The 24,136-nt window shown below is 56.7% G+C and carries 25 protein-coding genes and 1 pseudogene; 20 read left to right on the plus strand and 6 right to left on the minus strand.

Annotated features, from left to right (window positions below; genetic code table 11):
• Positions 1-26 precede the first annotated feature (26 nt).
• The 18 genes and pseudogenes from K5905_RS00500 (at position 27) to K5905_RS00590 (ending at position 18,288) form a co-directional block, all read left to right on the plus strand.
• Positions 27-524: a TRAP transporter small permease gene (locus K5905_RS00500; RefSeq protein ID WP_297578888.1), complete on the plus strand. Its 498-nt coding sequence runs from the start codon at positions 27-29 to the stop codon at positions 522-524.
• Complete coding sequence (locus K5905_RS00505) at positions 524-1,930, plus strand: TRAP transporter large permease (protein ID WP_297578891.1); 1,407 nt, start codon at positions 524-526, stop codon at positions 1,928-1,930. Before K5905_RS00500 ends, K5905_RS00505 begins: the two co-directional genes overlap by 1 nt.
• A pseudogene (locus K5905_RS00510) lies at positions 1,836-3,275 on the plus strand (sulfatase-like hydrolase/transferase); the annotation flags it as partial. The gene K5905_RS00505 and the pseudogene K5905_RS00510, both read left to right, overlap by 95 nt.
• Before the next feature lie 22 nt (positions 3,276-3,297).
• Positions 3,298-5,049, plus strand: a complete 1,752-nt coding sequence (locus K5905_RS00520) for a SulP family inorganic anion transporter (RefSeq protein WP_297578893.1) — start codon at positions 3,298-3,300, stop codon at positions 5,047-5,049.
• Positions 5,050-5,117: 68 nt separating this feature from the next.
• Positions 5,118-5,510 carry a VOC family protein gene (locus tag K5905_RS00525; protein ID WP_297578895.1) on the plus strand — a complete coding sequence of 131 codons (393 nt, stop codon included), beginning with the start codon at positions 5,118-5,120 and terminating at the stop codon, positions 5,508-5,510.
• 110 nt (positions 5,511-5,620) lie between these two features.
• Positions 5,621-6,007: a BlaI/MecI/CopY family transcriptional regulator gene (locus tag K5905_RS00530; protein ID WP_297578898.1), complete on the plus strand. Its 387-nt coding sequence runs from the start codon at positions 5,621-5,623 to the stop codon at positions 6,005-6,007.
• Entirely contained in the window at positions 6,004-7,038 is a 1,035-nt protein-coding gene (locus tag K5905_RS00535) for a M56 family metallopeptidase (protein ID WP_297578900.1), read from the plus strand. The genes K5905_RS00530 and K5905_RS00535 overlap by 4 nt, the downstream gene beginning before the upstream one ends.
• Before the next feature lie 43 nt (positions 7,039-7,081).
• The gene (locus K5905_RS00540; protein WP_297578902.1) at positions 7,082-7,936 is read left to right on the plus strand and encodes a carbohydrate ABC transporter permease; all 855 of its coding nucleotides are present in this window, start codon (positions 7,082-7,084) and stop codon (positions 7,934-7,936) included.
• Complete coding sequence (locus K5905_RS00545) at positions 7,926-8,744, plus strand: carbohydrate ABC transporter permease (protein WP_297578905.1); 819 nt, start codon at positions 7,926-7,928, stop codon at positions 8,742-8,744. Before K5905_RS00540 ends, K5905_RS00545 begins: the two co-directional genes overlap by 11 nt.
• Positions 8,741-9,409 (plus strand): hypothetical protein, encoded by a 669-nt coding sequence (locus K5905_RS00550; RefSeq protein ID WP_297578907.1) that lies wholly within the window; start codon positions 8,741-8,743, stop codon positions 9,407-9,409. Before K5905_RS00545 ends, K5905_RS00550 begins: the two co-directional genes overlap by 4 nt.
• A 577-nt stretch (positions 9,410-9,986) precedes the next feature.
• The gene (locus K5905_RS00555) at positions 9,987-11,063 is read left to right on the plus strand and encodes a sugar ABC transporter substrate-binding protein (protein WP_297578909.1); all 1,077 of its coding nucleotides are present in this window, start codon (positions 9,987-9,989) and stop codon (positions 11,061-11,063) included.
• A gap of 78 nt (positions 11,064-11,141) precedes the next feature.
• On the plus strand, positions 11,142-12,629 hold the full coding sequence (locus tag K5905_RS00560) for a family 43 glycosylhydrolase (RefSeq protein ID WP_297578910.1): 1,488 nt from the start codon (positions 11,142-11,144) through the stop codon (positions 12,627-12,629).
• Positions 12,630-12,639: 10 nt separating this feature from the next.
• Positions 12,640-13,713 carry a class II fructose-bisphosphate aldolase gene (fba, locus tag K5905_RS00565; RefSeq protein WP_297578912.1) on the plus strand — a complete coding sequence of 358 codons (1,074 nt, stop codon included), beginning with the start codon at positions 12,640-12,642 and terminating at the stop codon, positions 13,711-13,713.
• Entirely contained in the window at positions 13,710-14,558 is an 849-nt protein-coding gene (locus K5905_RS00570) for a PfkB family carbohydrate kinase (RefSeq protein ID WP_297578915.1), read from the plus strand. The genes fba and K5905_RS00570 overlap by 4 nt, the downstream gene beginning before the upstream one ends.
• Positions 14,551-15,195, plus strand: coding sequence for an AAA family ATPase (locus tag K5905_RS00575; RefSeq protein WP_297578916.1), 645 nt, complete (start codon positions 14,551-14,553; stop codon positions 15,193-15,195). The genes K5905_RS00570 and K5905_RS00575 overlap by 8 nt, the downstream gene beginning before the upstream one ends.
• Positions 15,196-15,268: 73 nt before the next feature.
• Positions 15,269-16,501 carry an ROK family transcriptional regulator gene (locus tag K5905_RS00580; RefSeq protein ID WP_297578918.1) on the plus strand — a complete coding sequence of 411 codons (1,233 nt, stop codon included), beginning with the start codon at positions 15,269-15,271 and terminating at the stop codon, positions 16,499-16,501.
• Positions 16,502-16,519: 18 nt separating this feature from the next.
• On the plus strand, positions 16,520-17,275 hold the full coding sequence (locus tag K5905_RS00585) for an ATP-binding cassette domain-containing protein (RefSeq protein ID WP_297578921.1): 756 nt from the start codon (positions 16,520-16,522) through the stop codon (positions 17,273-17,275).
• A gap of 11 nt (positions 17,276-17,286) precedes the next feature.
• A complete protein-coding gene (locus K5905_RS00590) occupies positions 17,287-18,288 on the plus strand; it encodes an ABC transporter permease (protein ID WP_297578924.1) in 1,002 nt (333 codons plus the stop codon).
• A gap of 94 nt (positions 18,289-18,382) precedes the next feature.
• Here the strand turns inward: K5905_RS00590 and K5905_RS00595 are convergent, their stop codons facing one another.
• From K5905_RS00595 to K5905_RS00615, 5 genes are all read right to left on the minus strand, one after another.
• Positions 18,383-18,868 carry a VOC family protein gene (locus K5905_RS00595; protein ID WP_297578927.1) on the minus strand — a complete coding sequence of 162 codons (486 nt, stop codon included), beginning with the start codon at positions 18,866-18,868 and terminating at the stop codon, positions 18,383-18,385.
• Positions 18,865-19,290, minus strand: coding sequence for a VOC family protein (locus K5905_RS00600; protein ID WP_297578929.1), 426 nt, complete (start codon positions 19,288-19,290; stop codon positions 18,865-18,867). The genes K5905_RS00595 and K5905_RS00600 overlap by 4 nt, the downstream gene beginning before the upstream one ends.
• A gap of 58 nt (positions 19,291-19,348) precedes the next feature.
• On the minus strand, positions 19,349-19,816 hold the full coding sequence (locus K5905_RS00605; protein ID WP_297578932.1) for an SRPBCC family protein: 468 nt from the start codon (positions 19,814-19,816) through the stop codon (positions 19,349-19,351).
• A 191-nt stretch (positions 19,817-20,007) separates the two neighbouring features.
• A complete protein-coding gene (locus tag K5905_RS00610) occupies positions 20,008-20,493 on the minus strand; it encodes an SRPBCC domain-containing protein (RefSeq protein ID WP_297578935.1) in 486 nt (161 codons plus the stop codon).
• A 139-nt stretch (positions 20,494-20,632) separates the two neighbouring features.
• Positions 20,633-20,977: a helix-turn-helix transcriptional regulator gene (locus K5905_RS00615; protein WP_297578938.1), complete on the minus strand. Its 345-nt coding sequence runs from the start codon at positions 20,975-20,977 to the stop codon at positions 20,633-20,635.
• A gap of 247 nt (positions 20,978-21,224) precedes the next feature.
• On the opposite strand from K5905_RS00615, the gene K5905_RS00620 reads away from it, so the two are divergent.
• On the plus strand, positions 21,225-21,446 hold the full coding sequence (locus K5905_RS00620) for a dodecin (protein WP_297578940.1): 222 nt from the start codon (positions 21,225-21,227) through the stop codon (positions 21,444-21,446).
• Positions 21,447-21,566: 120 nt separating this feature from the next.
• The gene (locus K5905_RS00625; RefSeq protein WP_297578943.1) at positions 21,567-22,841 is read left to right on the plus strand and encodes a hypothetical protein; all 1,275 of its coding nucleotides are present in this window, start codon (positions 21,567-21,569) and stop codon (positions 22,839-22,841) included.
• Positions 22,842-22,915: 74 nt separating this feature from the next.
• Here K5905_RS00625 and K5905_RS00630 read toward each other — a convergent pair whose 3' ends face one another.
• Complete coding sequence (locus tag K5905_RS00630; RefSeq protein ID WP_297578946.1) at positions 22,916-24,103, minus strand: diaminopropionate ammonia-lyase; 1,188 nt, start codon at positions 24,101-24,103, stop codon at positions 22,916-22,918.
• Between the last annotated feature and the right edge of the window lie 33 nt (positions 24,104-24,136).

The raw sequence follows: 24,136 nt of genomic DNA on the forward strand, positions 1-24,136 counted from the left end.
GGCGACGATCGGAGGAACAGTGCGCCATGGCCTCAAGTGTCCTGAAACGCATCGTCCAGATTCTGGAGATCCTGTGCAGCATCGTCCTGATGGCAATGATGCTTCTGACCTTCATTGATGTGGTCGGTCGCTACATCCTTGGCGCGCCGGTCTTCGGAGCGTCCGAAATGATCAGTACGATGCTGGCGCTGACGATCTTTCTGGGGCTCGGCCTTGCCAATGCACGCGACCGCCATATCGTGGTCGAGCTGTTTGACCAGCAGGTCCGCACACTGGCTCCGCGCGCCTATGACGTCATCGTGCAGGGCTTTTCGATCTTCGCAATGTGTCTGATCGTTTACGTCCTCGCCCAGCAGGCGCTCGAAGCGGCGCACACCGGGTCGACGACCATCGTGCTGGAATGGCCCCTGGTCTGGATTACCGGCACGACGGCTGTTCTCGCCGCGCTGAGCGTTGTCAGCCAGGTACTGGGTTTGATCGTCGGCAGGGCGGACAAAGAAGAACCCCATATGGAGGACGTGTGATGGCGTCCGCGCTGATAGGGTTCGCCGCGCTTTTGGCACTGTGTTTCATGGGGTTTCGCGTAGGGTTCGCGACACTGGTCGTGGGCTTTGTCGGCTTTGCGATGCAGCGAGGTTGGGGAGCTTCCCTGGCCATGGTCGGCCAGCAGGTATTCCACGACAGCATGAATTACAATCTTAGCGTCATTCCGCTGTTCATCCTTATGGGAGTGCTGATTGTCCATGCCCGCATCAGCCAGGATCTTTATGATGCGGCCTATTCGGCGTTAGGCAAATTCCGTGGTGGACTGGCACTGGCGACCGTGCTCGCCGCAGGCGGTTTTTCAGCCGTCTGCGGTTCAACCCTGGCAACCGCGGCAACCATGGCGAAAGTCGCCATGCCGCCGATGCGCAACTACAAATACTCCAATCGCCTGGCAACCGGAACCATCGCGGCTGGCGGGACATTGGGGATCATGATCCCGCCCTCGGTTCCGCTTGTGATCTACGGCATCATCGCCGAGCAGGACATCGGGTTGCTGTTCATCGCCGGTGTTCTGCCCGGCCTGCTGCTGGTGACGCTTTTTCTGATGGTCGTCGGGGTTGTTGTACGTATCGACCCGAAAGCTGCCCCCTCGGCTCCGCCACTCGATCCGGAGCGCCGGAAGGAGGCCATTCGCGGCACCATGCCGGTGCTCGGCCTTTTCGTGTTGGTGCTGGGCGGCATCTATACCGGCGCCTTCACGGCAACCGAGGCGGCCGGCATCGGGTCGTTCGGCGCGGCGGTGATCGCCATTGCGCGCGGCCACATGCGCAGCTTGAGCGAATGGCGCCTGTGCCTTGTGGATGCGACGACGACCACGGCAACGATCTTCATGGTGTTGCTCGGAGCCATTGTTTTCTCGCAATTCATCAATCTGAGCGGCATGCCCTACGATCTGCTCGATTACGTCGATGAATGGCAATTGTCGCCCACGGGACTGGTGCTGTTCGTCTGTGCCATTGCCATCGTCATGGGCATGGTGTTCGAGGCCATCGGCATTCTGGTGCTGCTGGTGCCGGTCTTTCTGCCTGCGCTATCCATCAGCGGTGTCGACATGGTCTGGTTCGGCATTCTGGTTGTGCTCGTTTCAGAAATCGGTCTGATCACCCCGCCCATCGGCATGAATGTCTTCGTGGTGAAATCGGTTCTGCCGGAAGTTCCGCTTGGCAAGATCTTCCGCGGTGTCGCGCCCTATATCGTCGCGCTTGTCACAGGGCTGATTCTCGTCCTGGCCGAATATCGACCGGTTGGCCGGCAAGGGCGTGCGGTTCGACCGGGCCTATGTTCAGTCTCCGGTGTGCGGTCCCTCCAGGGCCTCATGCTACACCGGTCGGACCGTGTTCAGTCACGGCGCAACCTGGAACCGGGTGCCTTTGCCGATCGGTGAGCTGACCCTGGGCGATTATCTGGGCCCGCTGGGTATCCGCACGGCGGTCGTCGGCAAGACTCACATGGTTCCTGATCGGGAGGGCATGGCACGCCTTGGCCTGAACGACAGCACCGAGATCGGCATCAGGGTTGGTCAGGCGGGTTTTGATGCTTACGAACGCGACGACGGGCTGCACCCGAACGGCCTTCTGGTGAAGAAGGGCGGCAAGCTCGCCTATAACGACTGGCTGCGCTCAAAGGGTTATGACGGCGACAACCCGTGGAACGATTGGGCGAATGCGGCCGAAGGTCCGGACGGTGAACTGTTGTCAGGCTGGCACCTGAAAAACTCGAACTTGCCCGCGCGCGTAAGGGAGGAGCATTCCGAAACCGCCTATATGACCAAGCGCGCACAGGAATTCATTGAAGAGATGGGAGACGTGCCGTGGCTTTGCCATCTCAGCTATATCAAGCCGCATTGGCCCTATATGGCTCCAGCCCCCTATCACGACATGTATGGTCCCGAGACCTTCACACCGATAGTCCGCAGCGATGAAGAGCGCCAGGATCCGAACCCGGTGTTCAAGGCTTTCATGGGGATGGAGGTCAGCGAGACCTTCTCAAGACAGGGCGTGCGCGAAACGGTTCTGCCTGCCTATATGGGCCTGATCAAGCAGATCGACGACCATCTTGGCCACCTGTTCGCATGGCTTGAAGAGACCGGCAGGGACAGGGAAACGATGATCGTCTTTACTTCTGATCATGGTGATTACATGGGCGATCACTGGATGGGGGAAAAAGAACTGTTTCACGAAGTTTCCGTGCGCGTGCCCCTGATCATCTACGACCCGCGGGGTGAAGCGGATACGACAAGGGGCAGTTCCTGCGATGCGCTGGTCGAGGCGATCGACCTTGTTCCGACATTCCTGGATGCCACCGGAGCACCATCCGCCGGGCACAGGCTGGAAGGTCGCTCGCTGCAGCCCATCCTTTTTGGGGAAACGCCGGAGAACTGGCGCGATGCCGTGTTTTCCGAGATCGACTATGCCTTTTATGCGGCCCGGGCGACACTCGATGTCGGCGTTTCCGATGCGCGCGGTTACATGCTGCGCACGGAGCGATGGAAATATGTCCACTTCAAGGGCTTTCCGCCGCAGCTTTTTGATCTCGAAAACGATCCGGACGAGTTTGAAGACCTTGGTCGCCACGCTGACTACAAGGAGATCCGGCAGGAGATGCATACAAAGCTTCTGGAGCGGCTCACCGACCGCAAGAACCGGGTGACGATGACCGATGAAGGCGTTCATGCCCTCCGGCGGGATGAAGACGAGACCGGCATTCTGATTGGCAAATGGGAAAGCTGACAGGAAGTCAGTGATTGCGACCATGCGATTTTCGACAAACCTGATCGGGTTTGAGTGGCTCTCTGCGCTCTCTCCAGCCTCTTTGAAAGCGGACGCCTTTGCCGGATTAACCGGAGCGGCGATTGTATTGCCGCAGGCCGTCGCCTTTGCCGCCATCGCCGGTCTGCCACCGGAATACGGTCTCTATACGGCCATGGTTCCAGCGGTGGTTGCCGGATTGTTCGGCTCCTGCATGGTGATGGTGTCCGGGCCGACCACGGCCATCTCGGCGGTTGTCTTCAGTGCCTTGGCCGGTATTGCCGAACCAGGTTCGCCCGAGTTTGTTCAGCGCGCCATCCTGCTGGCCCTGCTGGTCGGTGTCATCCAGCTGGGATTTGCTCTGGTGCGTGCAGGGCGTCTTGCCGGGTTCGTTTCTCATTCCGTCATGGTGGGGTTCACAGCTGCTGCGGCCCTTTTGATCGGGGTCAGCCAGCTCGGCCCGGCCATGGGCCTGCCACCGGTTCAGGTTCACGGTATCGTGGATCGCGCGCTTGCGGTGGCCGGGCGGGTACATCTGCTTGAACCTGCCGCTGCCATCGCTGCTGGTGTCACACTCTGTTCGGTCATTCTGCTGCGCATCTACCTGCCGCGCTGGCCAGGTTTTCTGATTGCCATCGTCCTTGGAACCCTTTCAACACTGGCGATGGGTGACATGGCGGAAAACCTCTCTTACGTCGGCACGCTGCCCTCCGCCTATCCGGCCTTCGGTCTGCCCAAGCTTGGTGGTGCAGATTTGACCGGGATGATGGAAGCAGCATTTGCCATTGCGCTGATCGGCTTGCTTGAAGCTATCGCTATCGGGCGCAGCCTGTCCCACCGTACGAAGCAGGATTTTTCCGCCAACCGGGAGGTTCTCGGACAGGGTCTTTCCAACGTGGCTGGTGGGTTGTTTCACTGTTACCCGTCTTCTGGTTCATTCACCCGTAGCGGCGTAAATCTGGAAGCGGGTGCCTCGACACCGTTCTCGTCCATTTTCGCAACGGTTTTCCTGGTGGCCATGGTCGCGCTGTTCCGACCTTTCGTCGCCATGGTTCCGGTCGCGGCCATTGCCGGACTGATCCTCTATGTTGCCTTCTACCTGCCGGATTACGGCGTAATCTGGCACATCATCCGCTCCAGCCGCACAGAAACGAGCATCGCCGCGATCACCTTTCTGGTCGGCCTCACCGTTAACCTGGAATTTGCCATCTATATCGGCACGTTCAGTTCACTGGCCGTTTTTCTAGGGCGAAGTGCCAACCCGGAACTTGCCGTTGGTGCACCCGATCCGAATGCCGAACATCGCAAGATCCGCAACGCCAGACTGTTCCACCTGCCCGAATGCCCGGCAACGCTGATTGTCCGCCTCGATGGACCATTGTTCTTTGGCTCGGTCGACGCTCTGAATGCAAAATTCCGTCGGCTCGCCCGCGAGCATCCCGATCAGGTGAACCTTATCCTGATCCTGCAGGGAGTTGGCGAGGTCGATCTTCCGGGCGTCGAATTGATCGAAACCGAAGTCGAACGCCGTCGCAGCAAAGGGGGCGATGTCTTCGTTGTCGTGCACTATCCACCGCTCGTCAAAAAACTTCGCCGCTTCGGTCTGATAAAGATCTGCGGCGAGAACCGTGTTTTTGACAATAAAGGCGCCGCAATCGCAGCGGCGGTTGCGCATGTGCCCGATAACCGCTGTGCAGAATGCCGGGCGCGGGTGTTTGCCGAGTGCGCAATGCGGGTGAAACCAGGCGGAGTGTAATAAGACCGCTTTTGATGTTCGGCGCATCCCCTTAAGGTGCTCTCAGCACAAGAGATAGGAACAGTAAGATGCTGTCAGGAGTATGTGTTGGCACCAATGATATCGAAGCCGGCGCTGCCTTTTACGATGAGGTTCTAGCAAGCATCGGTATGCGTTGCGTCTTTGCCAAGCCACATGAGAGGGGCTATGCGGGTGCGGATGGCAGAATATCGCTTTTTGTCGTTGTTCCGTTCAACGAGCAGCCTGCGACGTATGGAAACGGCACGCAGGTCATGTTCTATGCACCGGACAAGGCCGGCGTCGATGCGTTCCACGCCGCTGCCCTGCGGTGCGGAGGGACAGATGAAGGAGCACCGGGCCCACGCCACTATCATCCGGATTACTATGGTGCCTATGTGCGCGACCTGGATGGAAACAAGCTGAACGTTTCCGTTAGCCTGGAAGAGAATAGGGACCGCTGATCGCCTGACAATTTCCGGAAAGCTGGCGTTGTCTCAATCTTTATACTACAAACATAGTAAGTAATCTGGCGGAGCATTTGCTGCCCGAAAAACGCAACTGAAGCCGGACAATGAAAACGAGCACTCTTTCCAAATCCGAGATCGAAGTCATGGCGGCGCTTTGGCGGCTGGGTTCGGGAACCGTCGCCACCGTGCAAAAGGATCTTCAGGATAGCGATCCGGAACAACGGAAGATTGCCTACACAACCGTCGCAACGCATTTGACCCGGATGGTTGAAAAAGGCGCCGTTCGTGCCCGGAAAGAGGGTCGGTCCTACCTGTATGAGCCAACCGAAAAACGAGCCGATTACCAGCTGTTGAGACTGGGCGATATGGTGAGGCAGTTTTTCGACGGTCGGCCGTCTTCGCTGGCATCAAGGTTTATCGAAAGCAATTCGTTTTCGAGTGAAGAGCTGGAAGAACTGCGGCACCTGATCGACAAGAAGAAGCCGAAATGATCGCGCTTGCCTATTTCATTGAGGCAAACCTTGCGCTGCTGGTGTCGGTCTTGGTCATGGCGATGCTGCGCTTGCTCGCCACGACGGTCGCACCGGTTTCCGCCCGAACCGATGTTCTGGTTCTGCGCGGGATCCTCACCCTCTCCTGCACCATACCGCTGCTGGCTCTTGTCTATGAAAATGTCTCCGGTACCGATGCCGTTCTGCTTGGTGTTACTGCCGAATTCGACACGTTCTGGGGGACGTTGCTGTATTGGCTGAAGGACGCGCAGAGGCCTGATGTGTTTTTCTCGGCCTTGATGTTCGGGTCCGCGACGACCGGCATGTTTGCGCTCGGGCTGGATCTAATGGGTCTCAGGCGGTTGAAATCCGGTTCGCGGGTCATACGCCGGATCGGCCGGACGGTTCTTCGTGAAGGCAGGCCCGGAGTTCATCCCTGTTCGTTTCTGGAAATGCGCACCGTCTCCATTCTGGTTCCTGAAGGCATTAGCATTAGCGATCGCAGAACGATCCTCTTTCATGAAGTGACGCATATTCGCCACCGCGACGTAAGGTGGAATTGGATTTTTTCATTGTCGGCCTGTCTCTATGCATGGAACCCGGCGTTTTGGATATTGCGGAATTTCCATCAGCATCAATGCGAAGTTGCCTGTGACCAACGCGTGATTTCACATCGGCCGGTGTCCCTTCAGGACTATGTGAAAACCCTGTTGGATGTCGCGGGGGTGTCTTCCGGCACCTCAGAACCGGTCTCGGCCGGATCCGGGTTTCTAGGCGGGAAGTACTTGCAAAAGACAGCGCTAAAGCGGCGTATCCTTTGCCTGTTGAGCTCGTACGAGAAAGGCTCTGACCGGTCGCTGCTTCCTGTGTTTCTCACGCTTGCACTGCTGACAAACGTGTTCCTGGCAACTCTCAAGGTCGATATTCAGCCTTGGTCCGTCGCGGCTTTGGCCAGCGCAACAAATTCCAATCTTGAACGAATAGCGCTCAACAAACCTGCACGCTCCTTCGGATTGGTACTTGCCTACTAACTACTACGTATGTAGTAATTAGTAGATCAAGGGGCGGACGCGTATGCGCACAAACAGCACGGCATGGCTTTTTCTAACACCGGCTGCGGCACTTCTCGTGGTGATCGGCTTTGCGCCGCTCATGACCATGGTGAATTACTCGGTTCAGGACAGTTTCGCGGGAGACCGGTTTTTCTGGGTTGGTTCTGAGTGGTATGAAGAGGCGTTTCGATCACCGGCGTTTTGGGGTGCGTTGGGGCGCACGGTGTTGTTTGCCATTATCAGCCTTTCCATTCAATTCGGGCTTGGCATCTACATTGCTCGCAAGCTTTTTCATGTCCAAAAGCACGGCGCCGCTTTTCTTGGAATTCTGGCCCTGCCGCTGCTGACGCCGTGGATCGTGGTCGGCTTCGTCTGGCGCCATGCCATGGACGCCGAAGCCGGTATTCTCGGTGCACTGGGAAGTGTCGTTGCAATAGTGCCGGACTTGAATTCGGTGACCTGGGTCTGGGCAACCATCATCATCATGGATGTCTGGCACTGGACGTCGTTTACGGTGATCCTGTGCTATGCGGGCTATGTCTCGATACCTGGGCCGTTCTTTCAAGCCGCTCAGATAGATGGTGCCAGCACATGGGCGGTCTTTCGTTTCATCGAACTTCCCAAACTCAAGAGGGTGCTGACCGTCGCTTTGCTTCTGCGCATTGCTGACAGTCTGATGATCAACACCGAACCGCAAATGATCAGCCGGGGTGGCCCGCACGTATCGTCGACCTTCTTTTCACAGGAACTGATCAAGACCGCGATGCAGGAATTCAATCTCGGCGAAGCCGGCGCTCTTTCTGTCATTTACCTGCTGCTAGTGGTCCCGATTTCCTGGGGCCTTTATCGGCTTATGCGAGGGTCCAATGGTGTATGAAACCCGGAAACGGTGGTCCAAATCCGTTGTACTCTATACTGTCTTCATGTTGGTTCCACTCCTCTGGCTGGCCGTTCTCAGCCTGCAGCCCAACTCTGTCAGTGTCAGAACCGCAAACGTTTTTCCGTCTCCCGTCAGCCTGGAAAACTACCGGTACATTTTCGCGCATGAGAACTGGGTTCAAGGTTATGCCAACGCGGTGATCTATGTCGCGATCAACCTGGTACTGACCCTTGCGGTGTCCTTGCCGGCGGCCTTTGCCTTCTCGCGCTATCGGTTTGCCGGGCGCGATCAGGCCTTTTTCTTTGCCTTTGTCCTGCGGTTGATCCCGCCTGCGATCATGATCGTGCCATTGGTACAGATGTTCTCGGCTGTTGATCTGGTCGACACGCATCTTGCCGTGGCTCTGACGCATTGCCTCTTCACCGTGCCGATTTCCATCTGGATCCTGGAGGGCTTCATGTCATCCATCCCGATTGAAGTGGATGAGATCGCGGCCGTGGACGGCTACGCCCGCAGCAGTTTTTTCCTGCGAATTCTGTTGCCGCAAATTCGCACCGGCATTGGCGTTGCTGCCTTTTTCAGTTTCATGTTTTCCTGGGTCGAGTTGACCATCGCCAACGCGCTCACGACAGTGGATGCCAAACCCATTGGAGTCGTCATGCGCCTTGTGGCCGAACCGCATGGCGGCGTTCACATCGGAATATCCGCCGCAGCCAGCATTCTGATGCTGATACCCGGTATCCTGCTGGTCTGGCTGTTGCGCCGTCATCTTGCGCGCGGGTTTTCAATGGGACGGGTCGGATGATGAAGCACGTTGTGAAAGCCATGGTCCTGGCGGTCACGATGTTCGGGGCTTCGGCTGCGTGCGCACAGGAAAACATAACCCTGTCGATCAGGGGCGTGATCGAGCGGCAAGCGCATTTGTATGAGGCATCGGGCGGCACCGGCGCCGTCCTGGCACATCAATCCGGGTATGATGCTGCAAGCTGGAGGGATTTTGCCAACCGGCTTCAGAAAGCCGGTGTAACTGCGCTCGCGCTTGAATCCGTGTCCGGGGAAGACGTCGGATCTGGCATCGATTTTCTGCGGCAGCTCGGGAAACGACGGATCGTGCTGATCGGAGCAAGTATCGGCGGTGCCGCCGTACAAAGTGCTGCCTGGGATAAAGGCGAGGCTCAAGCCGACCTGGTGATCCTTCTTGGAACCGCTGAGGGCAACATGGCGGATGCTGTCGATGTCGATAAACTGTTCGTCGTCAGCGAAGGCGATTTTTTCCGGGCCCGGACGCACTCAAGTTTCCAAAAGGCATCCGAACCGAAGGAACTGATGGTCTATCCTGGTTCCGCGCATGGTCAGGACCTGTTCAACGACGTTTTCGGTGAAAAGCTGGCTAAGTTGTTGCTGAGCAAGATAGCCGCAGTTGACAGCGCGAAACCCGTTCCTGATCGGGAGAAAGCTCCCAAACCCTAGCAGTTGCTTCATCAGACGCCGTCAAAAAACACTGGGCATCTCATAGTCCAACTCCAGGTCTCGGCACCCTCGAGAATGGCGACGCAGACAAATCGGCAACCGCGGCGCATGCACCAGACCCCGGCGTACTCAGCGCTGAGGCAAGGGAAACCGAAAGGGAAGGAAGACGGACCAGCGTTGGCAATTGGCTGATATCAATTGCGCGGTGGGCCAACGACGACATTGTGTCTTCATTTCGGACTTTCAATGGTGCCCAATCGGACCCCTCAGCTGTTGGCATTCAATGTCAGCGGAGTGTTCCACAACGGGTGCGTAACCGGCTCTTTGTCCACTGATTGCGGGAACTCCCAGCACCTTTGGCGGATGTCGAAGCTTCCTATGTCGACTTTTCTTGTGTCTGACAATCTTCCAATTTCCGAAAGAATTCAGTTCGTTACGTGATCGTATTTGTACTCTGTCGCGCCGCACAATCAAAATTGATTGCAGCAAACAATTAATTGCAGTACGCATATAAATGACAGGCTGGGACTTCCGCTGTCACACTGGACATCGCGCATCACTCTCCAGGGAGGAGAAAATGACAAAGACGATTTTGAGGACTTTGCTTGCGACCGCTGCCGTATTGCCGCTCGCAGGAGGAGCCTGGGCGCAAGAAGCTGCTCGGACAGATCTTGTAATTGCCGATCTTGGACAACCCGAAACAAACCCGTGGGTGATCAACCGCCATCGCTTCGAACGCTGCGTAGCCGAAGCCCTTGGTGTTGAATTGAAGGAATTCGATGATCAGAACTCGGAGGAGCAGCACGTCGCACAAGCAGAGTCTATTATTGCAGGCGGGCCCGACGGTTTGATTTTTAATCCGTTGACATCGCCGGCAGGCATTCAGGTCGCCCGTCTTCTGGAAGCCAACGATATTCCTGGTGTGGCGGTCGGACGGCTCGTTGTTTCAAACTACGATTCTGACTATGAGGGCGAAGACTTCATCGCGCAGGTCACTCAGAACAACGACACCTGGGGTCAGGCGATCGGCAAGGCCACCGCGGATCTCGGCCACAAGAAAGTCGCGATGATCTGGAACCAGAAAGGTGTGACCTCCGCCGAGGAGATCTGGGCCGGTGTCCAATCCGAGCTCGACAAGGCAGGCGTTGAAGTAATTGCTGAAGCCTGGGACCGCCTCAACCGGGAGAACGGTCAAAAGTACGCGGAGCAGTATATCGCCCGTTTTGCACCGGGTGAGATTGACGCAATCATCGTGCTCGGCGCTGTTGCAGGGCTCGGCAGCCAGTTTGCGACGGACCAGGCCGAGAGAGACGACATCGCGATCATCACCACAGATATCGATGAGCAGGTTGCCCAGTTCATCGAGGAAGGCAAGCTCGACTTTTCGATTGGCGGGCACTGGATGGTTGGCGGCTTCGGCCTGATCCAACTTTACGACTATCTGCATGGTCACCCGATCGAGAACACGCAGCCCCGCGTCGGCCTCATTCCTGTCACGGCCGAGAATGTGGACACCTATGCAAGCAGTCTTCTGAACGGCTGCATCCTGTCCCCCGATACCATCCGGAGCTTGAGCAAGGTTCACAACCCTGACGCCGATCTGCCCGGCTTCATCGATGCCTGGCAGGCAAACTGGCAGAACCACGTGCAATAGCCTCCCATGCACGCGGTTATCCCCCGGCCCGATGGGCCGGGGGCCTAAATTTTGCAAAGACTTTTTCGAGGTCCTCAAATGAGACTTTTCGGATACGCTCCGGAACGCGGTGCCGCCGCCGGAGATACGATGCCGTTCTATCATGATGGCAAATGGCACCTGTTTTTTTCCCAGCCGCCCGTTGGTGCCTGGGAATATGTCGAACGGGCGCGGGTTTCGACTGCATATCTGAGATCCGACGATCTTGTGACCTGGGAGGTGATGCCTGACGCTTTCGGCCCCGGTGCCCACGGCGACTGCGACGGTGACGGCATTTGGACCGGCTCCGTTGTTGAGCATAAAGGTGTCTTTCACTTTTTCTATACAGGTTACAATCGTCAATCTTCCTCACCGCAAACCATCTGCAAGGTGACTTCAACCGATCTGGGAATCTGGGAAAAATCTGGCAAAAACCCGCTGATTTCACCTGATCCACGTTGGTATGAAACAGTCGACTGGCGCGATCCGTTCGTCTATCGGGACGATGAGGCCGGATGTTTCAAGATGCTGATCTCAGCGCGCCTGAAAGAGGGGCCGCAGTTTCGCCGAGGCTGTATTGCCGTGGCGACCTCCGATGATCTGGAAACCTGGGAAGTCGGCCCGCCGTTGGCCTCCTCCATGTTGACCCACTGCCCCGAATGCCCCGAGCTCTTCAAGCTGGGCGACTGGTGGTACCTGGTCGAGAGCCGCTATTCGGAGCGGATGCAGACGGTCTATCGCGTCGCAAAGTCGCCCGATGGTCCCTGGGAAAGCCGCAAACTCGACAGTCTGGACGGGCGCCGTTTTTATGCCGCCAAGTCTGCAAGCGACGGCGAGCGCCGCATGAGTTTCGCGTGGATCCCGTTTCGCAAGCATCACGGCCCCAAGCGCAGCTGGGTCTGGGGCGGGGAGTTGGGAAGTCCACGAGAGCTCGTTTCGCTTCCCGATGGAACTCTAACCTGCCGATTGCCGCAGGATGTCGACGAGAGTTATGCAACCACGGTTCCACATGAGCTGCGCCCAATGTTGGGTGATTGGACCAAGGATCCCAGCCCGCGATGCAACGCGATAGGATCTTACGGTTACGCACTGCTCGACGGTCCGGACCGTGACGATGTCCTTCTCGATGTGGTCATCGAACCTGCCCCCAACACAGAAGCCGTTGGAATTCTTATTGAGCCACGTGGCGGAGACCATCTTGATAGCGGCTACAGCCTTGCCATCGAACCCATGAAAGAACGTGTTGTCTTCGATCGCTGGCCCGCCGCGATGGATCCGCTTTGGGACAGTCTTGTGCTCAAGGAGAGACACGGTATCGAAGTAAGCCAGGAGATCGACAGCCCCCTGGTGGAGCGCCCGCTTGCCTTCACTCCGGAAGGTGGACGCTACCGGGTACAGATCCTGCGTAACGGATCTGCAATCGAGTGTTTTGTCGCCGGGCAAGTCGTTGCTTCGTTCAGGGTTTATGACATTTCGAACACCGACGCGTGGGGCCTGTTCGTGCAAGAAGGCTCCGCGACATTCCACGGCCTGAAGTTCCGGAAGTAAAGGCGAAACCATGCCCCTGATTACCCTCCGACAGTTGCTGGACTACGCGGCCGAGCATGGTTTTGGCGTGCCCGCGTTCAACATTTCCAACATGGAACAAGGCCTTGCGATCATGAACGCCGCACAGGCTTGCGATGCGCCGGTGATTTTGCAAGCTAGCCTGAATGTCCGCCGCAAATATGCCGGCGACCGGATGATCGTTTCGATCGTCGAAGCTCTGGCAGACATGTATTCTGACAATCCGATTTGCCTGCATCAGGACCATGGCCATGACGAACAGGCCTGCGTCAGCGCCATCAGTGCGGGCTTTACCTCGGCCATGATGGACGGTTCACTGATGATGGACGGAAAGACGCCGGCGAGTTTTGCGCACAACGTCGACATTACCGCCCGTGTTGCGCAGATCGCCCATTGGACCGGTGCTTCGATCGAAGGTGAACTGGGAGTGCTCGGATCATTGGAAACTGGCGAGGCAGGTGAAGAGGATGGCTCCGGAGCGACGGGAAAACTGGACCAAGATCAACTCTTGACGGATCCGGTCCAGGCCGCTGAATTTGTCGCGGCAACCCAAGTCGATGCCCTGGCCATCGCTTGCGGTACCTCTCACGGTGCCTACAAATTCACGCGCAAGCCCGACGGCGAAATCCTGGCGATCAGCCAGATCGAGGCGATTCACAACCGCATCCCGGACACCCATCTCGTCATGCACGGATCGAGTTCGGTGCCTCAGCACTTGCAGGATCTGATCAATGCGTTTGGTGGAGACATGCCACAAACCTGGGGCGTGCCGGTTGAGGAAATCGAACGCGGCATCCGCCACGGTGTTCGCAAGGTGAACATCGATACTGATTGCAGAATGGCAATGTCCGGTGCCATGCGGCGGTTTGCCCAGGAGAACTCGAAAAACTTTGATCCCCGCGCCTTCATCCTGGCAGGAATGGCCGAGTTGGAAGTGCTTGTTCGGGATCGGTTCGAGCGGTTCGGCGCTGCCGGCCACGGACGCAAAATCCAGCCAATTTCGTTGACCGACATGGCGCGGCGCTATGCCGACGGTGCGCTTGACCCGCGAAGGGCGGCCGCATGAGCCAGGCACTCTTTATAGGACGCTCTGTGCTGGACGTTACAGCCCTGGTACAGGATTTTCCTGCCCCGGACGGCAAGGTCAAGGCATTGGCAAATGACGTGATGCCAGGCGGGTCGGCGCTGAATGCAGCGGTCACGTTCTCGCATATGGGTGGCAAGGCAGCGCTCGCCACATCGCTGGGAGCCCCAAATCTCATGAGAGACTTTCTGACATCGGATCTGATCCGACGAAACGTCACAGTGCACGATGTCTGCGACGACCCGGAATATAGCATTCCCTTCTCTACAGTTATTTCCACACGCAGCCTGGGCGCCAGGATGATCGTCAATGGAGCTGGTGACGAATGCGAAAAAATTCATCAGCGAAACGATCTGATCTCTGCAGATGCTCAACTGATCCAGATCGACCAGTATGAACGACATTTTGTAGCGAAACACTTTGATGCATTGCAGGCCTTTGAAGGACCGATCGTTCTGGATGGTGGCAGCTGGAAGGAATGGTCGCCCGATTTTCTGCGCCTGGCGGACATTCCAATTGTCAGCGAGGTTTTCTGCCCGGACGGTCAACGCACCTTTGCCGCAATGTGCGCCGAATTGAAAATTCCCCGCTGGGCGATCACAAGGGGCCATGGAGGCGTTGTCTGGCACGATCAGGGCAACGAAGGCCAGATACCCGCTCTGTCTGTTGAGGTTGTCGACACATTGGGGGCTGGAGATATTTTCCATGGCGCTTTCTGCCACGCTTACCTCGAGTGCGGATCCTTTGTTGATGCGTTGAGCAAAGCCAACCGGATCGCCGGCGCATCCTGCACCCATGCCGGCACACGGAGTTGGATGGATGCCTGAACACCTCACCGATTACTCCGATCTTCTCGACGCTGTGAAAGCACGACTTCATTCAGCTCATTCACCGCTTATCGTGGCAATCGCAGGGCCACCTGCGACAGGAAAGTCAACTTTGGCAGAAAGTCTGGTCAAGGATCTAAGAGCATCAGGACAGATTGCCGCCTTTTGCCCAATGGACGGATTTCACAAATCAAACGCACAACTCGACACTGAACAGTCGCGAGACTTGAAAGGCCGCATTGACACATTCGATGCCGCGGCTTTCGAACGGGCCGTTACGCGGCTCACCATGCGTGATACTTTCTGGTGGCCGCTGTACTCGCGGCAACGGCATGATCCAGTTCCAGAAGGAACGAGGATCGAAGGCAATGAAGACGTCTATGTCGTTGAGGGCAACTACATCCTGACGAATGCTGACCCCTGGCGTTCGGCCGCAGCACATTTTGACCTAAGCATATTTATGGATGCTCCGGATCACATCCTTATGGAACGCCTGAAGCAACGCCACAAACGTGGCGGGAAAGGTGACGTTGAAACGAGCGACAAGATCGCACGAATTGATATGCCAAATGCTGAGTTTGTCCGAAATGGAGCGGTTGAGGCTGACATCCTGTTTCAGGAGACAGTCAATGTTTGAAAAAAGACAATTCATTGCAGCACGCAAGAAATACTCGCTATGTTCGGACCAAACAGGCAAATGAGGTCCAGGCATGAACGAAGTACAAAAAGGATTGTCGATCGGCGGCATACAGGGCCACAACAGGCGTGCCATTCTGGCGGCGCTCCAGGATATGGGAGCGTGTTCGCGCAAGGAACTCAGTGTAGCCACGGGTTTGGATCAGGCAACTATTACGCGCGCAATTGGACCGCTGGTGGACGATGGTGTCGTCGAAGAGGTTGGGCTTGTGCGCGGGGGGCGCGGCCGGCGGTCGATCAGTCTGAGCTTCTCCGGCTCCGGGCGCTACGTGCTTTGTCTGAGATTGCAGAGACGCAGCTTTTCGATTGGTGCGTTTAATCTGCGCGGGGAGATTGTTGAGTTTGCCGAAGAAGCGATTTCGAGAGAAAGCCTGGCGAAAGAGACTTTTGCCGAGATCACCAAATTGATGGACCGCTTCATCGCGAAACTGGATCGGATCGATGGCATCGGGGTAGCCGTCCCCGGGCCGTTCCTGGAACGCGACGAGCGGGTCATCCTGATGACTGAAAGCCCGCAATGGCAAGGGTTCGACCTTATTCCCGAACTCCGCTCGCGTTATCCAAACGTACCTGTTCATTCCACGCACGATGCGAAGGCTGCCGCCCTGACCGAATGGCGTCATCATGCCCGCGCTGCCGGCGCCAGGGTCTTGCTGTATTTGTCAGCCGGGCAAGGAATTGGATCAGCTCTTGTCGTGGACGGACAGGTATACCGCGGCGCACAAGGTCTGGCGGGCGAACTCGGCCACACGTCAATCAGCGTCGACGGCCCAGTCTGCAAGTGTGGAAACCACGGGTGCCTGGAATTATTCACTTCCCGGATATCCCTGCTGCGAGCAATCCGCGAGCAGGCAAGAGAATTTGCCGGGTCCCGGCTAACGCCTGATACGAGTTTCTCCGAGGTGCTTGAAGCTTACGGCAATGGGGATGCGCTGGCTGTCCAGGAAGTCAACAGGGTTGCGCGCTATTTGGCGCAGGGGATCGTAAATTGCATTAATTTCGCCAACCCCGATCTTGTGGTCATCGGCGACGAATACGCCGGGTTCGGTCAAGCGTTCCTCGACGAGATCAAGGCTCATGTGAAATCGGCTGTTCTTCCCAGCATCTACGAGGCAGTTGAGATCGAGCTGAGCCGGCAAACCGAAGATACCGTGCTCAGGGGGTCATTTCTGGATGTGTTGGCCCAGACCCATCTTGGATCTCCCAGAAATATGCCTAGAGATCTCGCCGAACGAGTGCCTGGCTAGTCACAAGGAACCTGAACCATGAATGACGGATCCACCCAACCGCTTCTGACGGTTGAAAATGTCTCCAAATCCTTCGGCGGTGTACAGGCTCTTCGCGATGGGTCCTTTGACCTGAAACGCGGAGAGGTGCTGGCAATCGTCGGTGGCAACGGTGCTGGCAAGTCGACGCTGATCAAGGTCGTCGCAGGTGCTCATGTGCCGGATGGAGGGCGGATCGTCATCAAGGGCAAGGAAGTGCCACGATCCGAACACAGCGTCTCACACATGCAGGATTGCGGGATTGAAGTTGTCTATCAGGACCTCGCTCTCGTTCCGAACATGAGCGCACCCTACAATCTTTATCTTGGGCGGATTCCCCGTAAATGGGGGATATTCGTGGATGAACGAAAAATGCGCGAGAAAACGCGCGAGGTTCTCAAGCAGCTCAATGTCACGACTGTTCAAGACCTGTCTCAGCCGATTTCATCCATGTCCGGAGGACAACAACAGAGCATCGCAATCGGGCGTGCGATTGCATGGGGTAGCGACATTGTAATCCTGGACGAGCCAACCGCCGCCCTGGGTCCGAATGAAACCGCTGAGGTCGAGCGCTTGGTTGAGGACGTGCGCGACCGGCACGGCACATCCTTCATCCTGATCAGCCACAACCTCGATCAGGTGCGCCGCCTGGCAGACCGGATCTTGGTCACTCATCACGGCGTAACGTCCCGTGAATTCAAACGCGATGAGATTACTTCCGACCGGCTGGTCAAAGCCATAACGCTCGGCGAGTGAGGAAAGCTGCCATGTCTGACGTAACCTTACAACAATCGTTCCTGACGCCTAAACGGGTGGAAGTACTGCGCGACTATGTTCCCTTCATCGCAATTGCGCTGGTAATCCTTTTGTTCTGGGCTCTTTCCGGCGATCGTTTCATGTCAATGCGCAACTGGACGTTCATCGCCCAGCAAACACCCGTATTGATGCTGCTCGCCTTTGCGCAGCTCATGATCGTGACAACCGGATCGATTGATATCTCGATAGGATCAAGCCTCGCCTTCTCAGCGTTTCTCGGTGCCTTGGGAATGTTGTGGCTGGGCGATGGCGGATTGGTCCTGGGCATATTCGCCGGCGGCTTGATCGGCATGATCAATGGAACAATTATCTCGCTCCTGAAAATTCCGTCCTTCGTAACAACACTTGCAATGCTGATCATCGTCCGGGCTGCCGTCATCATCATGTCCGACGGAACAGCGATCTACATTACCGACAGCAGCGTTTCCGGAGGCACAAACATTTCCTCTGTGTCTGCTCCCTGGCTTCTGTCGATGGGTAAATTTCCGGCCATTTTCATTGTTGCAGCCATTGTCGCCGTCGCGATGTGGGTGTTCTACGAAAAAACCGCGTTCGGGCAGCAGTTAAGGGCTGTTGGGGGCAATGAAAAAGTACTGCGCCTCGTCGGTATCAACGTCACGGCATTCAAGATCAAGGTCTTTGCGGCCGCGGGACTGATGGTTGGGCTGGCGGCCTGTGTCAACCTTGCTCGCGCCGGAGCGGCCACGCCGCAGGCGGGCTTGATGATTGAACTGGACGCAATTGCAGCTGTTGCACTCGGTGGCACACCTCTGACCGGCGGCTACGGAAGCGTCGTCAAGACAATCATTGGGGCACTGACCCTGACAATCGTCCGAAACGGACTGACGATTGCCGGCGTACCGCCCTCCTGGAGCCAGGTTGCACTGGGCGTCCTGCTGATCGCTGCCATAGCCATCTCTCTCAACCGTAGCAGGATCGATGTTGTGAAATGAAGTGCAATTGGTGAATGCAATGATGCTGCTCTTGTGAGGTCTTGCATCCATTGACCCCTTGGCCAACACCATCGGTCCGCACGCCATGAGGTTCTTACTCTTTGCGGGCGGCGGCCTCTTCAAGTGCGGCGATGTCGATCTTCACCATGGTCATCATGGCTTCCATCGCGCGTTTGGCCCGGGCAGGGTCGGGATCCGCCATCAGCTCCATTAACCGGTGTGGGATGATCTGCCAGGAAAATCCCCAGCGGTCCTTGCACCAGCCGCAGGCATTTTCACTGCCGCCATTTTCGACAATCGCTTTCCAGTAGAGGTCGGTTTCGGCTTGATCTTCCGTCATCACCATGAAACTGACGGCCTCGTTGGGTCGGGTGTTCGGTCCACCATTCAACCCGAGAAACGGGCGGCCGAGCACGGTGAATTCGACAACCAGCTCGTTGCCTTCCTTGCCGTCCGGATAGTCGGAGGGAGCGGCATTCACCTGGTCGATATGGCTGTCGGGAAAGGTGGCCGCATAGAACTCCGCAGCCTTTTTCGCTTCGCCATGGTCAAACCACAGGCAGGGAACAAGATCGGTCATTTTCGGGTCTCCTTCGAACCTGTGTAGTTTAGCATCCACGGCGTGCCGTATCTGTCGGTGAACAGGGCAAAACGTTCTGCCCAGAAGGTTTCGCATGGTTCCATTTCAACCGTCCGGGCTTCACGGGCAAGGGACGCATGCACCCGCTCGAAGTCCTCTAGGGTGTCTGGTTCTATCGAAATGCGGAACCCTTGCGGCATCCGGTAGGTTTCCTCGCTGTTGTCAGAGGCCATGACCAGGTTATCCTCCAGAACCATGCTCATGTTCAGGATCATGTCACCGCCACCGGGCATGCAGAACTCCTGGGCGGGCGCGTCGGCGTTGCGCAAGACACCCTGGATCCTGCCACCCAGAACAGCGGCATAGTGGGTCATGGCCTCCAGGCAATCGCCCTTGAAGAAGAGATAGATCATCGGTTTCATGTGAGGTGTCCTTGTTCGCGGAAAGGTCAGCTTGTCCAGGGTCGGTTTCAGGCCGGTGTCAGACCAGGGTTCCGGCAATCTGCCCGAGCTGCTCGATGGATTTGCCCCAGCCATCCATGAACCCCATCTCCGTGTGCCTGCTGCAATCCGATGGCGATTTGTGCAGGGCCGTCGCTGCATAAAGCGTGCCTTCGGGGTGGTCCTTCAGCGTGATGACTGCAGTAAAGAACGCGCTGCCGTTCGGGCGCCAGCCACCGCGCAGCGCGTCGGTGAAAATGATGCGCTCATTTTCGATCACCTGTAGAAAGCATCCTTCATCCCAATCCATCAGCGTGCCGTCTTCAAGACGCATCGATGTGTGAAATCCGCCGCCTGAATAAAACTCGTGCTTTTTGGAAATCGTGATGACCGGCGCCGGGGCGAACCATTTCACGAACTTCTCCGGATCCTTCCAGGCCTGCCAAATCGCTGACCGCGGGGCTTTCAGGATTCGGGAAATCGACAGGTCAAGGTTTTTCGAACTCATGGGGGCTCCTTGGCGAATAAGGTTTGAAGGCAGAAGAATTAAAAGTTAGCTTATGAGCTAACTATAAGAGTGAAAAATAGTTAGGTCAATGGCTAAGTTTATGAAGTGTACATGACACCGTTGCGCTGCGGCACGCAGCACTGAAGAGGGAGCATCGATTGGACGTTTGCTGTCGCCGTTTGAGGCTTAAATCACTCGGAGGCCATTACATTTTCATAATAGGTGTCGAGGACATCAAGGGTCGCCGACCAACTGGTCAGATAGCCCTGGGTTTCAGCGTCTGTCCGCGCTGTTTCACTGACAAACAGGGCGTCCAGGGTTACCCTGGTACCAAGGCTGTCATCTTCAAAGAGTACCGTCACGATTGCCCGTGGCGGCAGGCCCGCACCACAGGCATCAGGCGCATCCGGATCGCCTTCAATCACGATTTTTTTCTGAGGAACCAGCTCGCTGATAATTCCGCGGCTCGGATGCTCGCTGCCGTCAGGCGCACACAGGCCGACATAATAGACACCGCCGACGCGGGCGTCGATCTCGGCTGACGTTTCCTCAGGGCCAAACGGTCCCCACCAGGCTGCGACATGACGCGCATCCGTCCAGACTTTCCAGACCAGTTCCCTCGGAGTCCTGCACCGACGGACAATGGTGATCCGATCGTCTGAAACATAGTCTGGCATGAGGTTTGTCTCTTGAGTGTGGATTGAACGCGAGGTTCTGGCAGATAGGGCGAACACGCTTGCAGCTTTGTCAGCAATCTGTCCAAGGCATCAAAATTAATTAGCCGGCATAGAAAGTTGGCGGTTCACTGGCGATACGTTAGTCGCCCTTGTTTTCGGCGGCGAGCGCTTCAACGTAATTTGCCATACGTTCCATACGCCCTTCCCAAAGCACGGTCTGCGTGTTGATCCACTTTTCGGCCGCCGACAGCTGCTTTGGCTTGATCTCGCATGTTCGCACGCGGCCGACTTTTTCCGACTGGATCAAACCCGAATTTTCCAGAACCGAAATGTGCTTCATGAACGAAGGCAGGGCCATGTCGAACGGTTCGGCAAGTTCTTTCACCGAGGCCGGCCCACTGGTCAGTTTCTGTATCACGGCACGGCGGGTCGGATCCGCCAGGGCTTGAAACACAGAGTCGAGAGTTGTCTGATTGTTTTCCATGGAGCTAACTATACAACAGCCGCAAACTCAAGAAAACGGCTAAGTGTTCGACCGTTTGATCTCATACGGCAGGTATCTAACCGGGCCTGCAATTCAGGGGTGCAGTTTACAACTCGTCCTGACAAGCCGCTTTGCTTGTGTCACGATCGTCAGACGCCGCGATGTTGGGCTGGAGGAACAAGCGCGTGTGTCCTGCCGGCTGGCTTGCGGAGGTGACCAGAGCATCGACGCGCAAGGGAGACAGAACATGGATCACGTCTATCCGGTTACGGAAGTTTACGGCTCGTCGCCAGACTCGATTGACCAGGCCGTCCGCAATGCCATCAGCGCTGCCAACAACAGCATCCGCAATCTCGAATGGTTCGAGGTTACTGAAATTCGCGGTCATGTGAATGACGACGGTTCGGTCGGTCATTTTCAGGTTGGTGTCAAGCTCGGCTTCCGGCTGGACCGGAAAGCGTCGGACTGATCATTGCTCCCGATTGAGCTGGTATGTATCCGTGCATGGCTGGCGGCCCCGATGGGCCGCCTCCACTCGCCACGCGGCCGGAACGGTCGTACCGACGATGTTTGAAACCGGAATATGTGAATGATCGAAAACGACAAGACCGGGCGGGCGCTTGGCCCACAGGAGGCTCTGTTTGCAGAGCTGACACGGCGCGGCAACGGCGGCATCCAACTCGTCACCATTGCCAGGTTTGAAGAGGCACCGAAAGCCGGCGATGTTATCCGGGCACTCAAAAGGATCCATCAGCGCCATCCGATGATGCGAGCCCGGATCGAAGATCGGGACACGCTTTGGTGGGTCTGTGACGTTCCGTTCGAAGAGATTGAAATCCGTCTTGAGCCCATCGACGAGAACTTTGACCTTGAAATCTTTTATGCGCGGGAAGCCGCCCGCGTGATCGACGTGGCAGCCGTCTCGTGGCGCGCTACCCTTGTTACAGACGATCAGGACCGAGTTGTCTGGATTGCACTCGTCAGCAATCATGCCGGTATTGACGGACGCTCTGCGCTCGTCGTCCTCAACGATCTCGACACGATTTTGACGGCGCCGGAGGACTGGAGCGGTGAGCCCCTGCCACTGACTGCCCCGGCCGAGGTCGGGTTGGCGGAGGCTGGGTATTCAGGTGATCGTGCGTTGCTGCCGGTCTGGCCTGCGGAGACCATGTGGCAGGTCGAAACGCCGGCCGCGAGCGATCAACGGAAACCGCACGGCTTTCTCCGCGTGGTGCCGCGCGAAACTATTGACGCCGTGCATGAACGGCTGCGGGCGGAAGATATTCACCTGGCCTCCGCTTTTGTTGCGGCCGCCGTGGAAGCTGCCAGGGAATTGCCGGGCCGAACGGACTGGACCGGTATTGTCGCGCCGACGGATGTGCGTGCTGATTGCGCACCGCCGATTGCCGGCAACGCAGTGGGGGAATATGTCGCCGGGATCAATCTTCTTGTCGGAAATGACCTGCAGGAGACCGGCCTGGTCGAAATCGCCCGTGAGCTCCAGAACCAGTTCACCCGCAACCGGCCGCCATCTCTCCAGATGGATGCCGGCGTTCCTTTGCCGGAGACCGTCCGGCAGGTCGATCAGATGGCAGCTGCCTGCGATGTTTTTGCCGGAGGCATTTGCGTTACCGATGTCGGGGATCTCAACCGGCTTTCGGGAAGGAGGGTCGGATTTTCCGAAGTCCTGATGATGCCGTCCCAGAACCACGGCATCCACCCGGTTCTGGTCGCTGTCGTCTCCACAAATGCCGGCACGTGTCTTTCCTTCGGGTTTGACGAACCTCTGCAGACCCACGCCAATGCCGCGGCTTTTGCGGATCGATACATTGCGGCGTTGGAGGCCCTTGCGGGCGGTGTTTAAAAGCAGGATCAGGTTCAGGATTGACAACTTTGCGCACGTTGAAATTCACCAACCTTTGGCTGGATCTCATAAGATCAGTTGCATCCGGACATTATGCGCTCAATGACCTCCGGATCGGTTATTCCTTCTGACCCTATCAAGATGACGGACGAAGTTTGGTTCAACCCGATCTTTTCGCGTAAATCAGTCTGAACAGCTGCACAAATCAGCCCGCAAAGACCGGCGACGGCGCTTTCTCCCGCTTCTATCTTTTTGTCAGTTGCAGTCCCGTTTGCAAGCATGCGCACCGCTGGTGCCACGACGCTATCGGGGATTGTCATGAACCCGTTAGCCATAGCGTCGAGTACAGTCCATGCGACCGGTGACGGCTCGCCACATGACAAACCTGCCATTATTGTTTCAGATTGTACCTTAACCCCAGTCGGTTGGTGTTTTCTTGCGCTTTCGAAAAGGCAAGGAGCCAGTTCCGGTTCCACAACAAATACGTTTGGCGACCGGTCTTTCCATTCCTGCAGAAAGACGGTCGCAACTGATGCGGCCAGACCACCAACACCACCTTGGAGAAAAACGTGTGACGGTGGTGTCGGAAGTGCTTTTACGATTTCACGCGCCAATAAGCCGTAGCCTGCCATGACATCCAATGGGGGTTGCCTGTAGCCGAGCCAGGAAGTGTCCGAAACAACAAACCAACCGTGTTTCTCGGCATCGGCGCGCGTTCTTGCAACGCTGGCATCATAATTTCCTTCGACTCGGATGACTTCTGCCCCAAGTTCACGAAGCGCTTCGGCACGAAATTCGCTAACCTTTGAATGAATGTAAATGCGACACCGGGCGTTCAATCGCGCTGCACCCCAGGCCACTGAACGACCATGGTTGCCATCGGTGGCTGAAATCACCGTCAGTGGCTTGAGCAGGTTTTCATATTTGCCATTCCACATTTCGTTGGCAGTTACACGATGACCGAGCTGCTCGCTGAGCGCGCGACTTAGAACAAGCAGGACCGCATAGGCTCCACCGAGCGCCTTGAAACTGCCGAGCCCAAATCTTGATCCTTCATCCTTGTAATGGATACTTCCAAGATCTAGCTCCGAAGCCAGATTATCCAGTCGCTCAAGACGGGTTTTTTGGTAACCCTGCCAACTTGTTATTTCCTGCTCCGCGAGATCGATATCGTCACGGGACAGAATGTTGATCGCCTGCTTCCCGTGATCGGGGCTGGTCGCGAGAAATCTCGCTTTGGCGTTTCGAAACTCTGAGAACATTTGCCACTCCGTAAATTGAGTTGCAATTTTAGT

This window comes from Roseibium sp., from assembly GCF_025698965.1.
In the GTDB taxonomy this organism is placed as follows: Bacteria; Pseudomonadota; Alphaproteobacteria; order Rhizobiales; family Stappiaceae; genus Roseibium.